General features: G+C 69.1%; 16 protein-coding genes. 7 read left to right on the top strand and 9 right to left on the bottom strand.

Annotated elements, in window-relative coordinates; translation table 11 throughout:
- Positions 1 to 36: 36 nt before the first annotated feature.
- Genes AC1HIL_RS28795 through AC1HIL_RS28785 form a run of 3 tightly spaced genes read left to right on the top strand, consistent with a single transcriptional unit; the run spans position 37 to position 2,586 of the window.
- Positions 37 to 1,002 (top strand): ABC transporter substrate-binding protein, encoded by a 966-nt coding sequence (locus AC1HIL_RS28795; RefSeq protein WP_057591528.1) that lies wholly within the window; start codon positions 37 to 39, stop codon positions 1,000 to 1,002.
- A gap of 25 nt (positions 1,003 to 1,027) precedes the next feature.
- On the top strand, positions 1,028 to 1,795 hold the full coding sequence (locus AC1HIL_RS28790) for an ABC transporter ATP-binding protein (RefSeq protein ID WP_412179348.1): 768 nt from the start codon (positions 1,028 to 1,030) through the stop codon (positions 1,793 to 1,795).
- 2 nt (positions 1,796 to 1,797) lie between these two features.
- Positions 1,798 to 2,586 (top strand): ABC transporter permease, encoded by a 789-nt coding sequence (locus AC1HIL_RS28785; RefSeq protein WP_057591526.1) that lies wholly within the window; start codon positions 1,798 to 1,800, stop codon positions 2,584 to 2,586.
- A gap of 66 nt (positions 2,587 to 2,652) precedes the next feature.
- Here the strand turns inward: AC1HIL_RS28785 and AC1HIL_RS28780 are convergent, their stop codons facing one another.
- From AC1HIL_RS28780 to AC1HIL_RS28745, 8 genes are all read right to left on the bottom strand, one after another.
- The gene (locus tag AC1HIL_RS28780) at positions 2,653 to 4,140 is read right to left on the bottom strand and encodes a nucleobase:cation symporter-2 family protein (RefSeq protein WP_057591525.1); all 1,488 of its coding nucleotides are present in this window, start codon (positions 4,138 to 4,140) and stop codon (positions 2,653 to 2,655) included.
- Between the two features lie 172 nt (positions 4,141 to 4,312).
- Positions 4,313 to 5,305, bottom strand: coding sequence for an NAD-dependent epimerase/dehydratase family protein (locus AC1HIL_RS28775; RefSeq protein WP_413762617.1), 993 nt, complete (start codon positions 5,303 to 5,305; stop codon positions 4,313 to 4,315).
- Between the two features lie 102 nt (positions 5,306 to 5,407).
- Positions 5,408 to 5,950: a helix-turn-helix domain-containing protein gene (locus tag AC1HIL_RS28770; protein WP_479670597.1), complete on the bottom strand. Its 543-nt coding sequence runs from the start codon at positions 5,948 to 5,950 to the stop codon at positions 5,408 to 5,410.
- A gap of 11 nt (positions 5,951 to 5,961) precedes the next feature.
- Positions 5,962 to 6,729, bottom strand: a complete 768-nt coding sequence (locus tag AC1HIL_RS28765) for a GntR family transcriptional regulator (RefSeq protein ID WP_057591523.1) — start codon at positions 6,727 to 6,729, stop codon at positions 5,962 to 5,964.
- A 46-nt stretch (positions 6,730 to 6,775) separates the two neighbouring features.
- Positions 6,776 to 7,516, bottom strand: coding sequence for an aspartate/glutamate racemase family protein (locus tag AC1HIL_RS28760; RefSeq protein WP_057591522.1), 741 nt, complete (start codon positions 7,514 to 7,516; stop codon positions 6,776 to 6,778).
- Positions 7,517 to 7,544: 28 nt separating this feature from the next.
- On the bottom strand, positions 7,545 to 9,038 hold the full coding sequence (locus tag AC1HIL_RS28755; RefSeq protein ID WP_057591521.1) for an NCS1 family nucleobase:cation symporter-1: 1,494 nt from the start codon (positions 9,036 to 9,038) through the stop codon (positions 7,545 to 7,547).
- A 251-nt stretch (positions 9,039 to 9,289) separates the two neighbouring features.
- Positions 9,290 to 10,981, bottom strand: coding sequence for a CehA/McbA family metallohydrolase domain-containing protein (locus AC1HIL_RS28750; protein ID WP_479670596.1), 1,692 nt, complete (start codon positions 10,979 to 10,981; stop codon positions 9,290 to 9,292).
- A 182-nt stretch (positions 10,982 to 11,163) separates the two neighbouring features.
- Positions 11,164 to 12,084, bottom strand: coding sequence for a LysR family transcriptional regulator (locus tag AC1HIL_RS28745; RefSeq protein ID WP_261210857.1), 921 nt, complete (start codon positions 12,082 to 12,084; stop codon positions 11,164 to 11,166).
- A gap of 156 nt (positions 12,085 to 12,240) precedes the next feature.
- On the opposite strand from AC1HIL_RS28745, the gene AC1HIL_RS28740 reads away from it, so the two are divergent.
- From AC1HIL_RS28740 to AC1HIL_RS28725, 4 genes are all read left to right on the top strand, one after another.
- Positions 12,241 to 13,131 (top strand): amino acid ABC transporter substrate-binding protein, encoded by an 891-nt coding sequence (locus tag AC1HIL_RS28740; protein ID WP_057596524.1) that lies wholly within the window; start codon positions 12,241 to 12,243, stop codon positions 13,129 to 13,131.
- Positions 13,132 to 13,199: 68 nt separating this feature from the next.
- Positions 13,200 to 14,450, top strand: coding sequence for an aminotransferase class V-fold PLP-dependent enzyme (locus AC1HIL_RS28735; protein WP_261210858.1), 1,251 nt, complete (start codon positions 13,200 to 13,202; stop codon positions 14,448 to 14,450).
- Positions 14,451 to 14,547: 97 nt separating this feature from the next.
- A complete protein-coding gene (locus AC1HIL_RS28730) occupies positions 14,548 to 15,324 on the top strand; it encodes an acetoacetate decarboxylase family protein (protein ID WP_057596526.1) in 777 nt (258 codons plus the stop codon).
- A 10-nt stretch (positions 15,325 to 15,334) separates the two neighbouring features.
- A complete protein-coding gene (locus tag AC1HIL_RS28725) occupies positions 15,335 to 16,186 on the top strand; it encodes a helix-turn-helix transcriptional regulator (RefSeq protein ID WP_479672787.1) in 852 nt (283 codons plus the stop codon).
- A gap of 3 nt (positions 16,187 to 16,189) precedes the next feature.
- Here the strand turns inward: AC1HIL_RS28725 and AC1HIL_RS28720 are convergent, their stop codons facing one another.
- The gene (locus tag AC1HIL_RS28720) at positions 16,190 to 17,425 is read right to left on the bottom strand and encodes a M20 family metallopeptidase (protein ID WP_093340503.1); all 1,236 of its coding nucleotides are present in this window, start codon (positions 17,423 to 17,425) and stop codon (positions 16,190 to 16,192) included.
- Positions 17,426 to 17,430 lie beyond the last annotated feature (5 nt).

The raw sequence follows: 17,430 nt of genomic DNA, 5'->3' as shown, positions 1-17,430 counted from the left end.
ATGAAAAGACGTACGTTGACCCAAGGCCTCGCGGCGATGGCCGCGCTCCCAGCGCTGTCCCTCGGCCTGCGAACGGCGCAGGCGCAGGGGGCCACCAAGCTGCGCGTGCGCATGGACTTCTCGCCCTGGGGCATGCATGGCGCGGTGCACCTGGCCCAGCAGAAGGGCTGGTTCAAGGACGAGGGCCTGGAGGTTGAGGTGCAGGACGGCACCGGCACCATCTCGACGCTGCAGCTGCTCGCGGCGGGGCAGGTCGACGTCGGCCAGGTGGCGCTCGGCACCATGGCGGTGGCGAAGGAGAACGGGCTCGAGCTGGTCTCGATCGCCGGCTTCGCGCGCACCGGCGACCTCGCCGTCATGACCGACGCGGCGCAGGGCGTGAAGTCGCCGAAGGAGCTCGCGGGCAAGAAGATCGTGTGCTTCACGACCAGCCCGTGGGCGCCGTTCATCGAGCCCTTCCTCAAGGCCAACGGCATGAGCAAGAGCAGCATCGAGCTGGTGATGGTCACGCCCAGCGCGATGATCTCGACCTATGCCTCGGGCAACAGCGACGGCTTCATGTCGCAGGCCCCGTTCGGCCAGCCCATGGTGCTGAAGACCCGCAAGGCCAGCGCGCTGCTGCTGGCCGACAGCGGCATCAGCTTCCCGAGCTACGGGCTGGCCACGACGCCGAAGGCGATCGAATCGAAGCAGGCCGCGATCGCGAAGTTCACGCGCGTGCAGCTGCGCGCCTGGCAGTACATCCACGACAACCACATCGACGAGGCGGTGGCCGCCATCGTGGCGCAGCGGCCCAATGCGCGGCTCGACCCCGAGGTGCTCAAGGGACAGCTCGTGGCCTACCGCCCGTTCTTCCAGAGCCCGGGCGACAAGAACCTGCCGATCGGCCAGCAGTCCGACGCCGACTGGGCCGCGGCGATCCGCTCGATGGAACAGACCGGCCAGATCAAGCCGGGCCGCAAACCCTCCGACTACTACACCAATGCGCTCCTTTCCGTCTGAAGCGCCCGCGCGCGGAGCCCACCACGTGGCCGATTTCCTGTCGATCGACGGCCTTCACAAGGTCTACCAGTCCGGCCGCAAGCCGATCACCGCGCTGCAGGACGTGCGCCTCGGCGTCGCGCGCGGCGAGTTCGTCTCGATCGTGGGCCCGAGCGGCTGCGGCAAGAGCACGCTGATGCGCTGCATCGCCGGGCTCGAGTCGATCACCAGCGGCCGGCTCGCGCTCGACGGCGTGCCGATCACCGAGCCACCCGACAACATGGGCGTGGTGTTCCAGCGCGACCTGCTGCTGGAATGGCGCAGCATCCTCGACAACGTGCTGGCGGCCGCCGAATTCCATGGCCTCGAGCGTGCGCGGCATGCGCCGCGCGCGCGCGAACTGCTGGCCCTGTTCGGCCTGGCCGACTTCATGGACCGCTATCCGCGCGAGCTCTCGGGCGGCATGCGCCAGCGCGTGTCGATCTGCCGCGCGCTGCTGCTCGATCCGCAGCTGCTGCTGATGGACGAGCCCTTCGGCGCGCTCGACCCCTTCACGCGCGATGCGCTCAACGCGGAGCTGCAGCGCACCTGGATGGCGACCGGCAAGACGGTGATCTTCATCACCCATTCGATCACCGAGGCCGTGTACCTCGGCGGGCGTGTGGTGATGATGGCGCGCGGCCCGGGCCGCATCGCCGACATCCTGCCGATCGAGCTCGAGCGGCCGCGCGGCCTCGACGTGCGCGAGACGCGCGAGTTCGCGGCCTACGTGTCGCGCATCAAGGAAACCTTCCGCGAACTGGGCGCCTACTGACCATGAAGACACTCTGGAACCACACCGAGCGCAGCCGCCAGGCCCTGCTCACGCTCGCCGTGCTGCTCGTGGCCTGGGAGGCGTGCGTGCGTCTGCTCGGCATCCGCGACTTCCTGCTGCCCGCGCCCTCGAAGATCATCGGGCAGTTCCTCGCGCAGCCCGGCTACCTGCTGCGCGAGACGCTCGACACGCTGCTCACCACCCTGTACGGCTTCGTGCTGGCAGTGGTGCTCGGCGTGGCCGCGGCCATCGGCATCGTCTATTCGCGCTTCCTCGACCGCACGCTCTACTCGCTGCTGGTGGCGCTCAATGCCGTGCCCAAGGTCGCGCTCGCGCCGCTGTTCGTGATCTGGATGGGCACCGGCGCGCTGCCCAAGGTGGCGATCGCGATGCTGATCGCGATCTTCCCGATCCTGATCGACTGCGTGCTGGGGCTGCGTTCCACCGACCCCGACATGCTCGACATGGCGCGGGTCAACAAGGCCACGCGCGGGCGCATCCTCTGGAAGATCCGCTTTCCCAATGCGCTGCCGAGCCTGTTCGCGGGCATGAAGGTCGGCGTGTCCTTCGCGCTGGTGGGCACCATCGTCGGCGAGTTCGTGGCCGGCGAATCGGGGCTGGGCCACGTGATCCTGGTGGCGCAGGGCAGCTTCGACACCTCCACCGTGTTCGTCGCGCTCGCGCTGCTGTGCGTGCTCGGCGTGGTGCTTTTCAAGGGGATCGAGCTGGCCGAGGAGCGGCTGCTCGGCTGGCATGCCTCGCAGCGCGGCGTGCCGGCGCACGCGGTCTAGCAGGCCTTGGGCACTGCATGAAAAAAGGGGCCGACGGCCCCTTCGTTCGTCGTGGCGTGCAGCGGCTCAGTGCGCATCCGCGTGCTTGGCGGCCGCGATCACCGCCTGCTCGTCGTGCTTCGCGCCGTTGAGGAACAGGTTCAGCAGCACCGCCGCGATCGATGCGAGCAGGATGCCCGACTCGATCAGCGAGTGGATCGCATGCGGCATCCACTGCTTGAAGTTGGGCGCGATCAGCGGAATCATGCCGACGCCGATCGAGACCGCGACGATCATCGCGTTGTGGCGGTTGTGCTTGAAGTCCACGCCCGAGAGGATGCGGATGCCGGTGGCGGCCACCATGCCGAACATCACGAGGCCCGCGCCGCCGAGCACCACGGTGGGCAGCGACTCCACCAGCGCCGCCATCTTCGGCAGCAGGCCCAGCACGATCAGGATGATGCCGCCGGCCACGCAGACATAGCGGCTCTTGATGCCGGTGACGGCGACCAGGCCCACGTTCTGCGAGAAGCTGGTGTAGGGGAAGGTGTTGAAGATGCCGCCGATCAACGTGCCCAGGCCGTCGGTGCGCAGGCCCTTGGCGAGGTCCTGCTGCGAGATCCTGCGCTCGGTCATCTCGCCGAGCGCGAGGAACATGCCGGTCGACTCGATCATCACCACCACCATGATCAGCGTCATCGTGAGGATCAGGATCGGGTCGAACTGCGGCATGCCGAAGTGGAAGGGCAGCACGATGTCGAACCACGCGGCCTTGCCGACCTTCTCGTAGGTCATGAGGCCGGTGAGCGAGGCCACGACCGCGCCGATGACGATGCCCAGCAGCACCGAGATGTTGGCGACGAAGCCTTTGGCGTACTTCACGATCAGCAGGATCGACACCAGCACCAGCGCGGCCACGCCCAGGCCCGAGAGGTCGGCGTACTTGGGGTTGGGCACCGTGGGCATGATCGCGAAGCCCTTGGGCACCGCGGGGATGGAACTGCCGGGCGAGGTGACTTCGGCCAGCCACTTGGCGTAGACCGGGTCGACCAGCGCGGGCGCCGTCGGGCCCACGGGATTGCCGAAGATCCAGTTGATGCCCACGCGCATCAGGCTGATGCCGATCACCGCGATGATGGTGCCGGTGACCACCGGCGGGAAGAAGCGCAGCATGCGGCTCACGAACGGCGCGATCAGTATCGAGACGATGCCCGCGCCGATGATGGCGCCGAACAGCAGCTGCGCGCCGTTCTGGCCCGGGTTGGCATTGGCGATGGCCACCATGGGCGCCACCGAGGCGAAGGTCACGCCCATCATCACGGGCAGCTTGATGCCGAACCATTGCGTGGCGCCGAGCGCCTGGATCAGCGTGGCGATGCCGCAGCAGAACAGGTCGGCCGAGATCAGCAGCGCGACCTCGTCGGGCGAGAGCTTGAGCGCGCGGCCCACGATCAGCGGGACCGCGACCGCGCCCGCGTACATGACCAGCACGTGCTGCAGGCCCAGGGCGGTGAGCTTGCCGGCGGGCAGGCGCTGGTCCACCGGATGGACTGGGGAAAGGGAGTCGGCCGTCATCGTGAATCTCCTGCTGCGGCAATGAGAGAAAGACAGGGAGAGGTGCGGCGCGCAGTCGTCGGGCGCGTCCACCGCATCTGGTGTACGCGAAACTGTATACAATTTATGCGGCAATCCGGACTGAGGAAAACCCGGAGGGCCCGGGTGGGCCGGAGGCCGTGCCGCGGCGGGTTCAGGCCACGGGGTAGGGACCGTTTTCGAAGCGCTGCGCGTGGTAGCCCTTGCTGCCCACGGCATGCGCCAGGTCGCTGCGGAAATCGCGGCCCTCGCGCAGGCTTTGCAGCACCTGCGCGAAGTTGTGCTTCGGCGCCCAGCCCAGGTCGCGCCGCGCGCGTTCGTTCACGTACACGCGGTCGAGCTGCGCGGGCAGGGTCCAGCCGCGCCGTTCGTAGAGCGCCTCGCAGTCCGGGAAATGCCGGCGCAGCACGGCCGGTGCATCGCTGCGCAGCAGCTCGAGCTCGTCGCGCGCGAAGGGCGTGGTGGCCGAGACGATGTAGCGGCCGAAGCCCAGCGCCGGTGCGCGCCGTGCCGCGCACAGGTGCGCCTCGACGATGTCCGCGATGTCGGCGCGGCGGTGCAGCAGCTCGTTGGCCTGGGCGTTCTCGAGCGAATGGCGTTCGCGCGCGCGCGGATCGTCGTCGTCCTCGGGGAAGAAGCGCGAGGTGCGCAGCACGATCGCATGGAGACCGTGCTCGCGGTGGAACAGCTGGCACAGGTCCTCGGCCGCGGTCTTGGTCGCGCCGTAGATGTTCTTCGGGATCGGCGTCACCTCTTCCGTGATCCAGGCGGCGGGCTCGCCCGCGGCCGGCGTGAGCGCCGAGCCGAAGCTGCTGGTGGTGCTCGTGAACACGAAGGCCTGCACGCCGGCCGCCACCGCCTCCTCGAGCAGCGCGAGCGTGCCCGCGATGTTGGTCTCGACGAAGTCCTGCTTCGCATGCGTGGCCACGTGCGGCTTGTGCAGGGTGGCGGTGTGCAGCACCGTGCGCACGCCGCGCATGCACTCGCGCACGAAGCCGCGGTCGGCGATGGAGCCGGTGCGGTCGGTGAAAGGCGAGGCGAGCAGGTCGATGCCGCGGGCCTCGCCCAGGGTGTCGGGGTGCGCGCGCAGATGGCGCATCAGTGCTTCGCCGAGATGGCCGGCGCTGCCGGTGACCAGGGTGGTCATGGGAACGGTTTCCTTCCTGCGATGGGGATTCTCGAAACCGCGAGGCTAGCGCGAGGCCGCGCGCCCCGTCCACGCATAAGTTATGCGTGGGGCGGTCCGCCCTCAGGCGATGGTGGTGACCAGCCGTCCCGCGCTGCCGTCGGCCAGCGCGATGCGTTCCCACAGCACGCGGCCCGGCAGGATCGGAATCACGGGGTCGAGCGTGCCGGCGGTCGCGATCTCGAGCGTGGCCAGCTCGCCCTCGTGCCAGCCGCGGTCCGCGAGCGTGGCCTCGGCCGCGAGGATCTCCCGCGAGGCATAGCCGATCAGCGAGCGGCCGATGAACTCGGCCGGGTCGGCGCGCCATTCGGACTGGCGCGCGGGAGAGGCCGCGAGCAGCCGGTGCGTGCGGTCGCAGATCAGGTGCACCTTGCGCGTGGACGACTCCACCAGCCGCTTGAGCGCCGCGTCCTGGCGCGGATCGCGCGCCGCGGCCAGCAGCCGGTGCGCGGCCGCCTGCTGCGCCTTCGACAGCGGCAGGTCGCCGCGCTCCCAGCGCGACACCGTGGCCTGGTGCACGCCCATGAGCTGCGCGAAATGGCTCTGCTTGAAGCCGCGCAGCAGCCGCAGGCGCCGAAGCGCGAGACCGGTGTCGTGGGCCGCCATGCGCGCGTTCCTCAGGCCAGCAGCGCCTTCACCAGGTCGAGCTGGCGGTCGGGCTTGCCGGTGCCGAGCTCGAGGCTGGCCTCGATGCGGTCGAGGTGTTCGATCATGCAGTTCACGGCGGCCTCCACGTCGCCGGTGCGGCAGATGCGCAGGAAGTCGGCATGCTCGTCGGACGAGCAGTGCGGATCGTTCGACGAGTGGTAGAGCATCGCGATCAGCGAGCTGCGCGCGACCAGCTCGCGCACCAGCTCGGCCAGCGTGTGGTTGCCCGTGGCCTCGGCCAGCGCGACGTGGAAGTCGCCCAGCAGCTTCTCGCGCACCGTGCCCATGGTGGTGGTCTGGCGCAGCGCGTTGCGCTCGAAGCGGATGTGCTGGTCGAGCGCCTGGTAGTCGCGCGGCCGCGCGTTGGCGATGAACAGCCGCACCACCTCGCGCTCGAGGATGCGGCGCACCGCGAACACCTCGCGCGCTTCCTCCACGGTGGGCTGGCAGACGAAGGCGCCCTTGTCGGGAATGATCTCGATCAGCTTGTCCTTCGACAGCATCAGGAGCGCCGCGCGCACCTTGGTGCGGCTCACCGAATAGACGCGTCCCAGCGCCTCCTCGCGCAGCCAGGTGCCGGGCGGCAGGCGCTTCTCGACGATGGCGGTGGCGATGTCCTGGGCGATGCTCTCGATGGAGCTGGCCTTGTCCGCCTTCTCGCTGGCGGCGGCCGGGCCGTCGCCGGACGCAACCGGCGCGGCGGGGGAAGGAGCGGGGGTGGAACGTGCGCGGGGCATCGGTGGATTGTCGCTTGGCGCAAGCCGGTGCCGGGCGCACATGCCGCTATGGCCTCGCGAGGGTGAAGCCTTCGAGCGCGCCGACCATGGTCTTGGGCAGCGGCCGCGCGAGCTCGCCGCGCTTGCTGGTGCGCAGCTTGAGCCGCACCAGCGATTCGATCAGCTGCGTGCCCGCGGCCACGCCGTCGATCACCGGCACGCCGAGCAGCTCGCCGATGTGCTCGCACAGGTCGGTCATGCCGGCGCAGCCGAGCACGATGCAGTCGGAGCCGTCCTCCTCGAGCGCGCGCCGGCATTCCTCGACGATGCGTTCGCGCGCGCGCGAGCCCGGCTCCTCGAGCTCGAGCACCGGCAGCTCGCAGGCGCGCACGTTGGCGCAGAAGCGCTCCATGCCGTAGATCTCCGCCAGGTGCCAGGCCTGGCCGATGGTGCGCCCCAGGGTGGTGACCACGCTGAAGCGGCTGCCGACCATGCTGGCCAGGTGCATCGCGGCCTCGGCGATGCCCACCACCGGCCCGCGCGCGAGCTCGCGCGCGGCCTTCAGGCCCGGGTCGCCGAAGCAGGCGATCACGTAGCCGTCGATGCCGTCGCGCTCGCCGGCCGCGATCTCCTGCAGCAGGCCGGGCACGGCCAGCGCCTCGTCGTAGTGGCTCTCGATGGACACCGGGCCCATGGCCGGGCTCACGGCCACGATCTCGGTGCCGGCGTGCGCCACCGCGCGGGCGCAGGCACCGATCTTCTCGGTCATGCTCCAGGTGGTGTTGGGGTTGATGATCTTGATGCGCACGGTGCGCTCCCTTTCTCTTGCAGTGTGTTCAGCTCTTGGTGTTGCGGTTCAGCAGCGCGTAGATCACGAAGCCCAGCGCCATGCCGATGAACCAGGCGTAGTTGGCCGCGCCGCGCAGGGTCGGCACCATCACGCACAGGATCGGCACGATCGCCGAGGGGATCAGCGCCTGGATCGCCTTCGGGTTGTAGCCGCCGCTGTACCAGTACTTGCCCTGCGTGCTCATGCTGTAGAGCGCATCCACGTCGATCTGCTGCTTGCGCACCAGGTAGTAGTCGGCGATCAGGATGCCGAACAGCGGGCCGATGAACGAACCCAGCACGTCGAGCGTGTAGTGGATGACCTCGGGGCTGTTGTAGAGGTTCCACGGCGTGAGGAACACCGAGCCCACGGCGGCGATCATGCCGCCGGTGCGCCAGCTGATGTGCTGCGGCGCCACGTTCGAGAAGTCGAAGGCCGGCGAGACGAAGTTGGCGACGATGTTGATGCCGATGGTGGCGATCATGAAGGTCAGCGCGCCCAGCACCACGGCGGTGGTGCTGTCGATCTTGCCCACGGTATGCACCGGGTCGGTGATCAGTTCGCCGAACACCGGCAGCGTGGCGGCGGTGGTGATCACGGTCAGCAGCGAGAAGAACACGAAGTTGATCGGCAGGCCCCAGAAGTTGCCCTTCTTCACCGCGTCGAAGCTCTTGCCGTAGCGCGAGAAGTCGCCGAAGTTGAGCATCGGGCCGCTGAAGTAGCTGACCACCAGTGCGATGGCCGACAGCATCACCGGCAGCGCGTCCCAGCCCTGGAACTTGATGCCGCCGAGATTCAGGTCGATGTTCTTCCAGCCGGCCTTCCACACCAGCCAGCCGCACAGGATGGCCATCACCACGTAGACCGCCGGACCGGCCCAGTCGATGAACTTGCGGATCGCGTCCATGCCGTGCCAGAACACGAAGGCCTGCAGCACCCACATCACCATGAAGGCGACCCAGCCCAGCGTCGACAGGCCGACGAAGCCGTGCTGCGCCAGGTCGGCGTAGGGCGCGAGGTTGGGAAACATGTGCAGCGCCAGCACCATGAAGGCGGCCGAGGCGAGGTAGGTCTGCACGCCGTACCAGGCCACCGCGATCAGGCCGCGGATGATGGCCGGGATGTTGGCGCCGAGCACGCCGAAGGAGGCGCGGCACATCACGGGGTAGGGCGTGCCGGTCACCTGGCTGGGCTTGGCGACCAGGTTGCAGAAGATCTGCACGATCACGATGCCCACCAGCAGCGACACCAGCACCTGCCAGCTCGACAGGCCCAGCGCGAACAGGCTGCCGGCCGTGATGTAGCCGCCCACGCTGTGCACGTCGGACATCCAGAACGCGAAGATGTTGTACTGCCCCCAGGTCTGCTTCTTGAGCGGCGCGAGGTCCTCGTTGGTCAGGCGCGGGTGGTAGCCGGGCTTGATGAGGGCATTCGATTCGGCATGCGCCGGGGCGCTGGCTGCGCTGGCCCCGGCGGGCGTCTGGCTGACGGCTGTGCTCATGGTCTTTACCTCGTCTCTTCGATTGGGTTGCGTTGGAGGACCTGCTTACGACGCAATTTGTGCGCCCGTTTTTGAGTTCGTTATTTGTATACAAAAACTGAGCACAATCAAGATCATCCAGATATTCATATATCCGTAGATTCCCTGAGGCGCGGACGGGCGGGCTCGGACCGCCGCTGCAAGAAAAAGAGCGCCGGGCCCAGGGGCCACGGCGCTCTCGCGCGGAAAGGGAGGGGGAAGACGGGCCGGGCCTACTTCGCCGCCACCTTCACGAACACCGGGTTCGAATAGAACCAGAGGTCGGCGTAGTTGCGCGCGTTGATCGCGTTGAAGCGCGCCACGTTGTCGTTGCCCTCGGTTCGCGCGTCGGGCAGCGGCTCGCCGTTGGCGGTCTCGCCGGGCACGTCGGTCCCCAGGTTGGTGCCGCGCAGCCGGAAGTACTGGTTGGCGCCGGCCTTCACGGTGAAGCTGGCGGCGTAGTAGCCCTCGGCGTCGAGCTTCCAGTCGGCGCGCGTGAAGCGCTTGACGACGCGCGTCGACGGATTGGTCGCGCGGTCGTAGCCGGGCGTGCCGGGCTGCTCGCGGCCGGTCACGTCGCCCGCGATCAGGTCGATGTGGTCGACCACGGGCTTGACGTTGGCGTAGAGGCCGCTGCCGAGCTGGTACTCGAAGTTGTTGCGCTCGGGGCTCCGGAAGCGCACGGTGATCTGGAGCTCCTCGCCCGCGGCGGCCGCGAGCTCGGTGCCCATGCGGCCGGCGCCCTTGCTGCCTTCCACCCGGAAGTCGAGCGCATCGATCAGGTCGCCGTTGACCGCGAACAGCCGGCCCGCGCGCATCGCCGCGAGCAGCGAGTTCGGATCCTTGATGTCGCCGAACAGGTGGTTCTTGGCGTACTCGCCGGGCGCGTAGCCGCTGCTGTAGAGGCCCTGCGAGGTGGTGAAGTGGTAGTCGGAGTCGGCCACGTTCCAGATCCGGCGGCCTTCCGACAGCAACGCGTCCCAGGTGCCGCCGAGCTTGGCCACCAGGTAGTCGACGCCGCCATAGGTGCGCGAGGGCAGGTTGGCGTCGATGTAGGCGCTGTTGTAGCCGCCGCGGTCGGGCTCCATCTGGTTGCCGACCATGCCTTCGAGCGAGAACACGATGTCGGGCGCGAGGTCGTTCATCTCGCGCAGCTGCGCGATCGTGTACTTGCCGGGGTTGCGCGAGGGATGGTTGATCTGCAGGTAGCTGGTGGCCGGGTAGTTCTTCTTGAGCCAGGCCACGGCCTGCATCGTCTCGGCATGGGTGTTGTAGCCGGTGCCGGCCTTCGGGCCCCAGGCGGCCACGTCGGCGGCCGGGAACAGCGCGGCGTCGCGGTTGGTGAACAGGTATTCGAACTGGCTCACGGCCTTGAGCGCGGCATCCGACATCGGGCTGTCGGTCAGGATGCCGACGTTGCCGTGGTCGTGCGCGGGCATGTCCCATTCGGCCGAGGCGAAGATGGTCTTGTCGGCGTACTTGCCGCCGGCCTGCAGCGCCTTGATGCGCGGCACCTGGTACTTGGCCATGCCCTCGGAGAAGGGGATCTGCGCCGGCAGCTTGTTGCCGGCGTTGTCGTAGGACGAGAGGCGCAGGTGGTCCGAGATCGCGACCCAGTCCAGGCCGAAGCGGTCGAAGGCCTTGGCCAGCACCTGGTCGAGCGTGGAGATCTGCTGCGTGTCGTCCGACTGGTACGTGTGGACGTGCAGGTCGCCGACGGTCCAGCGGCCGGCTTCGGCGACCGGCGCGGGCGGCGGGGCCGGGGGCGCGGGTGCCGGGGCGGGCGCCGGCGCGGCGGGCAGGCCGCCGAACAGCACGCCGCTGTCGGAACCGCCGCCGCAGCCGGCGAGCAGGGCCGTGCCGAGCACGAGCGAGAAGGCGAGGCGCGACAGCGGCAGGCCGGGGAGGGAAGGCAGGGATTTCATGAAGACGGAAACAGGAACGCGGAAAGGAGCACGAGGCAGCCACGGCGATGCCGCGGCGCTCGGGGACGGACCCGGCGCGCGGGCGCCGGGAACGCGCTGCAGTCTCGGTGCGCGCCATGACGCGCCCATGAAAGATTTTTGAAAGTCACGCCGCCGTCATGCCCGCGGCATGACCCGCGACATCAGCCCGTCACCGCATCGTCGGCCTGCGCCTGGAACATGCGCGTGAAGTCGCAGCAGGACTGCGCGAGCATCACGATCGACGAGGTCAGCGCGCTGCGGTGCTCGCCCTTGTGCATCGCCACGTAGCGCACCACCGGCAGGGCCGGCGCCACCTCGATCTCGGCCAGCATGCCGGCGGCCACCATCGGCCGCAGGCATTCGCGCGGCAGGTAGCTCACGCCCAGGCCCGACACCGTGAGACCGACCAGCGCGATCAGGTTGCTGACCACGATGGTGTCGGCCGGCTGCACGCCCTGTTCCTTCATCCAGGCGTCGTAGGCGCGGCCCGTGCCCGAGTTGCCGCCCTGCACCAGCATGCGCTGGCGCGCCAGCTCGTGCAGCCGCAGCGGCGCGTCGGTGGGCACCACGCCGGGCTTGCACATCCAGGCGCTCTTCACCTCGCCGATCGCCTTGCTCGCCATGCGCGCGTCGGCGAAGCTGTCGGGCAGGAACACCAGGTCGAGCTCGTCGGCCAGCAGCTTGTCGCGTAGCTGCAGGCTGTCGTCGACGTCGGGCTCGAGGATCACCTTCGGGTAGTGCTGCTGGATCAGCCGCACCAGCCGCGGCAGCCAGGTCATGGCCGTGAGCTCGGTCACGCCGATGCGCAGCCGGCGCTCCACCACGCCGGGCTTGCCGAACTGCTCGACCGCCGCGTCGCGCTGCGCCAGCAGCTTCTGCGCGAGCACGTACATCTCCTCGCCCTTCTCGGTGAGCCGCGCGCTGCGCTGGCTGCGGTCGAACAGCTCGGTGTCGAACAGCGCCTCGAGCTCGTGCACCCGCTTCGACACCGCCGACTGCGAGGTGTGGAGCTGGTTGGCGGCCTGCGCGAAGCCGCCCAGGCGGGCGATCCAGTACAGGGCCTCGAGCTGCTTGAAGGTCATCATGGCGGTGCGTTCCTTGGGCGAAAGAACACTTTAAGCGATCTTTTTCGATGAATAAAAATCGCTTTTGGAAACTTGAAGCCGCGCCGAAGATGCGCTCCGAACCGGTTGCGCCCACCACTTTCGTATTCAAACCACACGGCCAAGGACTTCACCATGCACTTCCCACGCCCCGCCGCACTCGGCATCGCCCTCGTAGTGGCCTGCGGCGTCGCCGCCGCCCAGGACAGCGGCACGCTGCGCAAGATCAAGGACAGCGGCACCATCCAGATCGGCAGCCGCGACACCCAGATCCCGTTCTCGTACAAGACCAGCGCCGACGCGGCGCCGATCGGCTTCACCAACGAGATCTGCCTGAAGATCGTCGAGGCGGTGAAGGCGAAGCTGAACCTGCCGAAGCTCGACGTGCGCTACACGCTGCTGAACTCCACCAACCGCATCCCGCTGCTGCAGAACGGCACCGTGGACCTCGACTGCGCGACCACCACCAACACCACGCAGCGCCAGCAGCAGGTGGACTTCGCACCCAGCCATTTCGTCACCAACATCACGGCGGCGGTCAAGAAGAGTTCGGGCATCAACAGCTTCGCCGACCTGCAGGGCAAGACCGTGGCCACCGTGGCCGGCAGCACCTCGATCCAGCTGCTGCGCGGCGCGCGCAAGAACGGCATCGACGTGCAGGAGATCGCCGGCAAGGACACGGCCGATGCCTTCCTGCTGCTCGCGAGCGACCGCGCCGCGGCCTACGTGCTCGACGACGTGCAGCTCGCCGGCCTGATCGCCAACCAGCCCAACGCGGGCGACTACAAGCTGCTGAAGGAATCGCTGCGCCAGGAGCCCTACGGGATCATGCTGCGCAAGGACGATCCCGAGTTCAAGGCGATCGTCGACCAGACCGTGGCCGGCCTCATGAAGTCGGGCGAGATCGACAAGCTCTATGCGCGCTGGTTCACGCAGCCGATCCCGCCGCGCAACGTGAGCCTCGACTTCCCGATGTCGGACGCGGTGCGCGAGACCTACAAGAACCCGAACAACAAGGGCGTGTGAGCGTGAGCGCTTCTTCTTCCCCGAACGGCGCGCGGCATCCGCGCGGCCTGGCCTTCTCCGACGCCTTGATGCGCGAGGTGCGCGAGCGCTTCCTGCTCGTGGAGCGCGACCACCACGGGCGCGAGCGCCTGTACTTCGACAACGCGGGCGGCTCGTTCCGGCTCAAGGCCGCCATCGAGCGCTTCGCGGCCATCGACGCGGTGCCCGACAACACCGAGCGCATCCACGAGACCGCGCTCGAGCTGCAGGCCGTGCAGGCGCGCGGCTGGGACGACGTGCGCACCATCCTCAATGCCGAGGGCGGCAGCATTTTCGCGGCGCTCACCGCCTCGGGCGCCATGTTCGACATGGTGCGCGCGGTGGCCGAGAACGTGGGCGGCACGAACATGGTGACCACCGTGCTCGAGCATCCCTCGGCCTACGACGCGATGGCGCTCTATGCCGAGCGCACCGGCCGCGAATTGCGCGTGGCGCGCAGCAACCCCGAGACCGGCGGCATCGACGTCGACGAGATCGTGCGGCTGGTCGATGCCAACACCTGCCTGCTCAACGTGATCTACGCCTCGAACATCTCGGGCGCGAAGCTCGACATCGAGGCCATCGTGCGGCGCGCGCGCGAGGTCAAGCCCGATCTCTACATCGTGGTGGACGCGGTGCAACATGCGCCGCACGGGCTGATCGATCTGCAGAAGACGCCGGTGGACGGCATCAACCTCGCGCCCTACAAGTTCTTCGGCTGCCGCGGCTCGGGCATCGCCTGGATGTCGGAGCGCGCCGCGGCCCTGCCGCACCACAAGCTCGCGGGCAAGAAGGCCGGCCACTGGGACCTCGGCAGCGTGGCGCCCTGGCAGTTCGCGGTGGTCAGCGAGATCGTCGACTACGTCTGCTGGCTCGGCGGCCACTTCAGCGAGGCCACCGGGCGGCGCGAGCTGTTCGCGGCCGGCATCGAGCACATCGAGCTGCACGAACGCGCGCTGCTCGCGGCGCTGCTCGAGGGCGTGGACGGCCAGCCGGGCCTGCGCGCCATGCCAGGCGTGCGCGTGTTCCTCGACCATCCCGACCTGAGCCGGCGCGACCTGATCCTGGGCATCGGCTTCGACGGCCTCGACTGCACGCGCGCCGTGCACGAGTACGGGCTGCGCGGCGTCACGGTCTACGAGCGCACGGCCGCGAGCATCTACTCGAAGCGCATGCTCGATTCCTTCGGGCTCGAGGGCACGGTGCGCGTGTCGCCGCTGCACTGCAACTCGATGGCGGAAATGGCGCGCTTCCTCCAGGTGACGCAGGAGATCGCGCGCGCGTTCGCGACGGCGGACTGAGGCAAGGGGCGCCGCGGCGGGATCACTGGCGTACAAGACGCCCGCGCGCGGGCGTCCTATCGTGAGGCGGTCTTCCACTTTCGTGAACCGCCTCCCGATGCCCACCCCGTTCTCGCCCCCCTTCACCGCCTCCGGCCGCAGCGCGCTCGTGCAGGCGCCGCCCTGGCACTATGCCGGCTGGCTGGTCAACGTGGCCTTCGCCTTCGAGGCCGAACGCGCCGCCGCGCTGCTGCCCGCCGGGCTCGGCCGGGCCACCGGCCAGGGCTGCGTGCATTTCGCCGACTGGCAGTTCTGCGGCGCCGATGGCGCGGAGCTGCTCGATCCCGTCTATGCGCAGTACCGCGAGACCATCGTGGTGCTCGAGATCGAAGGCCCGCCGGGCGAACAGCGTTTCTATTGCCCCTTCATCTACGTCGACCAGGACATCTCGCTGCTGCGCGGCTGGCTGCAGGGCTGGCCCAAGAAGATCGGCCAGACCTGGGTCACGCGCAGCCTGCCGATCGCCCATCCGGCGGCCGCGTCGCTGGGCCGCGGCGGCCGGCTCGGCGCCAGCCTCAGCGTGAAGGAGCGCCGGCTGGTCGATGCCAGCGTCACATTGAACGGCGAGCCCGGCGAACGGCTGGGCTTCCTGCGCGCGCCGACCATCGGCGCGATCGGCTGGCCCGACCTGACGCGGCCGCGGGAGGTTCCGGTGCCGCGCCACCTGCGCGCCGACATCGTCGACCGCGTGGAGTCGGGCTGGAGCGCGGGCAGCGCCACCTTGCGCTTCCACGACCATCCGGTGGAGGAGCTTTCGCTGCTCGGCGAGGTGCGCGCCACCCAGGCCACGGCCGGCTGGATGGGGCTCACGGTGCGCGGTGCCTTCGCTGCCTAGGTCGAAGCCGATGCCCGCGGCGATCGTGTCGAGGGCGCTGCTGCGCTACCCTCGCGCGATGACCGCCGTCGCCGCGCCGCCGCCGTCCTCCCGCCTGGTCGTGCTGCCCTCGGGCGAGGGCCTGCGCGTGGAGGCGCTGTTCGCGGCCGAGCCGCGCGCCCGCTTCGCGCCGCACTGGCATCCCGAATGGAGCGTGGGCGCCATCCTCGAGGGCCACTGCGAGTTCACCTGCGATGGCGAGGCGCTCGTGGCCCATGCGGGCGAGCTGGTGCTGATGGCGCCCTACATGCTGCACACCGCGGGCGTGAGCCGGCGCAGCTTCCGCATGGTGATGCTCTATGTGCCGCACGGCTGGGTCGCGGCGCGGCTGGGTTGGCCGGCGGATTCGCGCGGTGCCTTGCGGCGCAAGGTGCTGCCCGATTCGGAACTGGCCGGGGCCCTCGCTGCCGCCGCCACGGCAGCGGACGGCGCGGGCATCGCCCGCCTGGTCGAGCGCATCCTGCGTGCCCAGGCCGGCCCCGAACTCATGGCGCTGCAGCCGCCGGCGCCCGATGCGCGCGTGGCGAAGATCTGCGCGCTGCTCGCCGGGGAGGATGCCTGCCGCGTCGACCCGGCCGCGCTCGCGCGCCGCATGGGCGTGTCGCGCGAGCACTTCCAGCGTGCCTTCCGCGAGGCCGTGGGCATGACGCCCGCGCACTACGCGCGGCATGCGCGCATCGGCCGCGCCAAGGCGCTGCTGCGCGAGGGCGTGGCCCTGAAGGACGTGGCGGCCGAATGCGGCTTCGCCGACCAGGCGCATTTCTCGCGCTGGTTCCGGCGCTGCTTCGGGGTGGCGCCGGGGCGGTATCGCGTGGCCGCCTGAGACTCAGGCCAGCAGGTCGCTCAGCGTGCGCGCGATCACCTTGGTCGCGCGCCGCAGGTCCTCGAGCACCACGCGTTCGTCGCTGCGCTTGGCATGCGACTCGAGCACGGTGCGCGGGCCGGCGCCGTAGATCACGCCCGGAATGCCGGCCTCGCCATAGAGGCGAACGTCGGTGTACAGCGGCGTGCCCATGGCCTTGATCGGCTCGCCGAACAGCTCGCCGCCATGCTTCTGGATCGCCTCGACCAGCGGCTTGTTGCCCGCCAGCGGCTTCATCGAATTGGCCAGCAGCAGGCGCTTGATCTCGACCGTGATGCCCGGGAACGAGGCGGCCGCGTCGGCGATGACCTGGCGGATCGAGGCCTCGACCTCGACCGGGTTCTCCTCGGGGATCATGCGGCGGTCGAGCTTGAACACGACCTTGCCGGGCACGACGTTGGTGTTGGTGCCGCCCTCGATGCGGCCGACGTTGAGGTAGGGGTGCGTGATGCCCTCGACCTGCGAGCTGACCTGCTGGTAGAGCGTGTTCTGCGCATAGAGCGCCTCGAGGATCTTCACCGCGCCCTGCAGCGCGTCGATGCCGGTGGAGGGAATGGCGGCATGCGCCATCTTGCCGTGCACCGTCACTTCCATCTGCAGGCAGCCGTTGTGGGCCGTGACCACCTCGTAGCTGAAGCCCGCGGCGATCATGAGGTCGGGCTTGGTCAGGCCGTTCTTCAGCAGCCAGCCCGGGCCGAGGATGCCGCCGAATTCCTCGTCGTAGGTGAAGTGCAGTTCGACGCCGCCCCTGGTCGGCTTCGCTACTGCTTCGAGCGCGCGCAGCGCGAAGGTGAAGCTCGCGAAGTCGCTCTTGCTCACGGCGGCCGCGCGGCCGTAGAGCGAGCCGTCGGCGATCTCGCCGCCGTAGGGGTCGTGGGTCCAGCCCTCGCCGGGCGGCACCACGTCGCCGTGCGCATTGAGCGCCACGGTGCGGCCGCCGTCGCCGTCCTTGCCGTACCTGCGGCGCACGATCAGGTTGGTGATCGATTCGAGGCCGTAGTCCTTCACGTCCTGCGCGGGCACGGCGTGCTTCTCGGCCACGAGGCCGAAGCCCTCGAGCAGTTCGGCAGTGCGCTCGGCATGCGGCGCGTTGTTGCCGGGCGGGGTATCGGTGGGCACCTGCACCAGTTGCTGCAGGAACTTCACTTCCTCGTCGAAGTGGGCGTCGATCCAGGCGTCGAGCTTTGCGTAGTCGGTCATGGGGT

This window comes from Variovorax sp. ISS6 (assembly GCF_056523145.1).
Note: the sequence above shows the minus strand (reverse complement) of the source record. Positions and strands in the feature narration are given on the sequence as shown.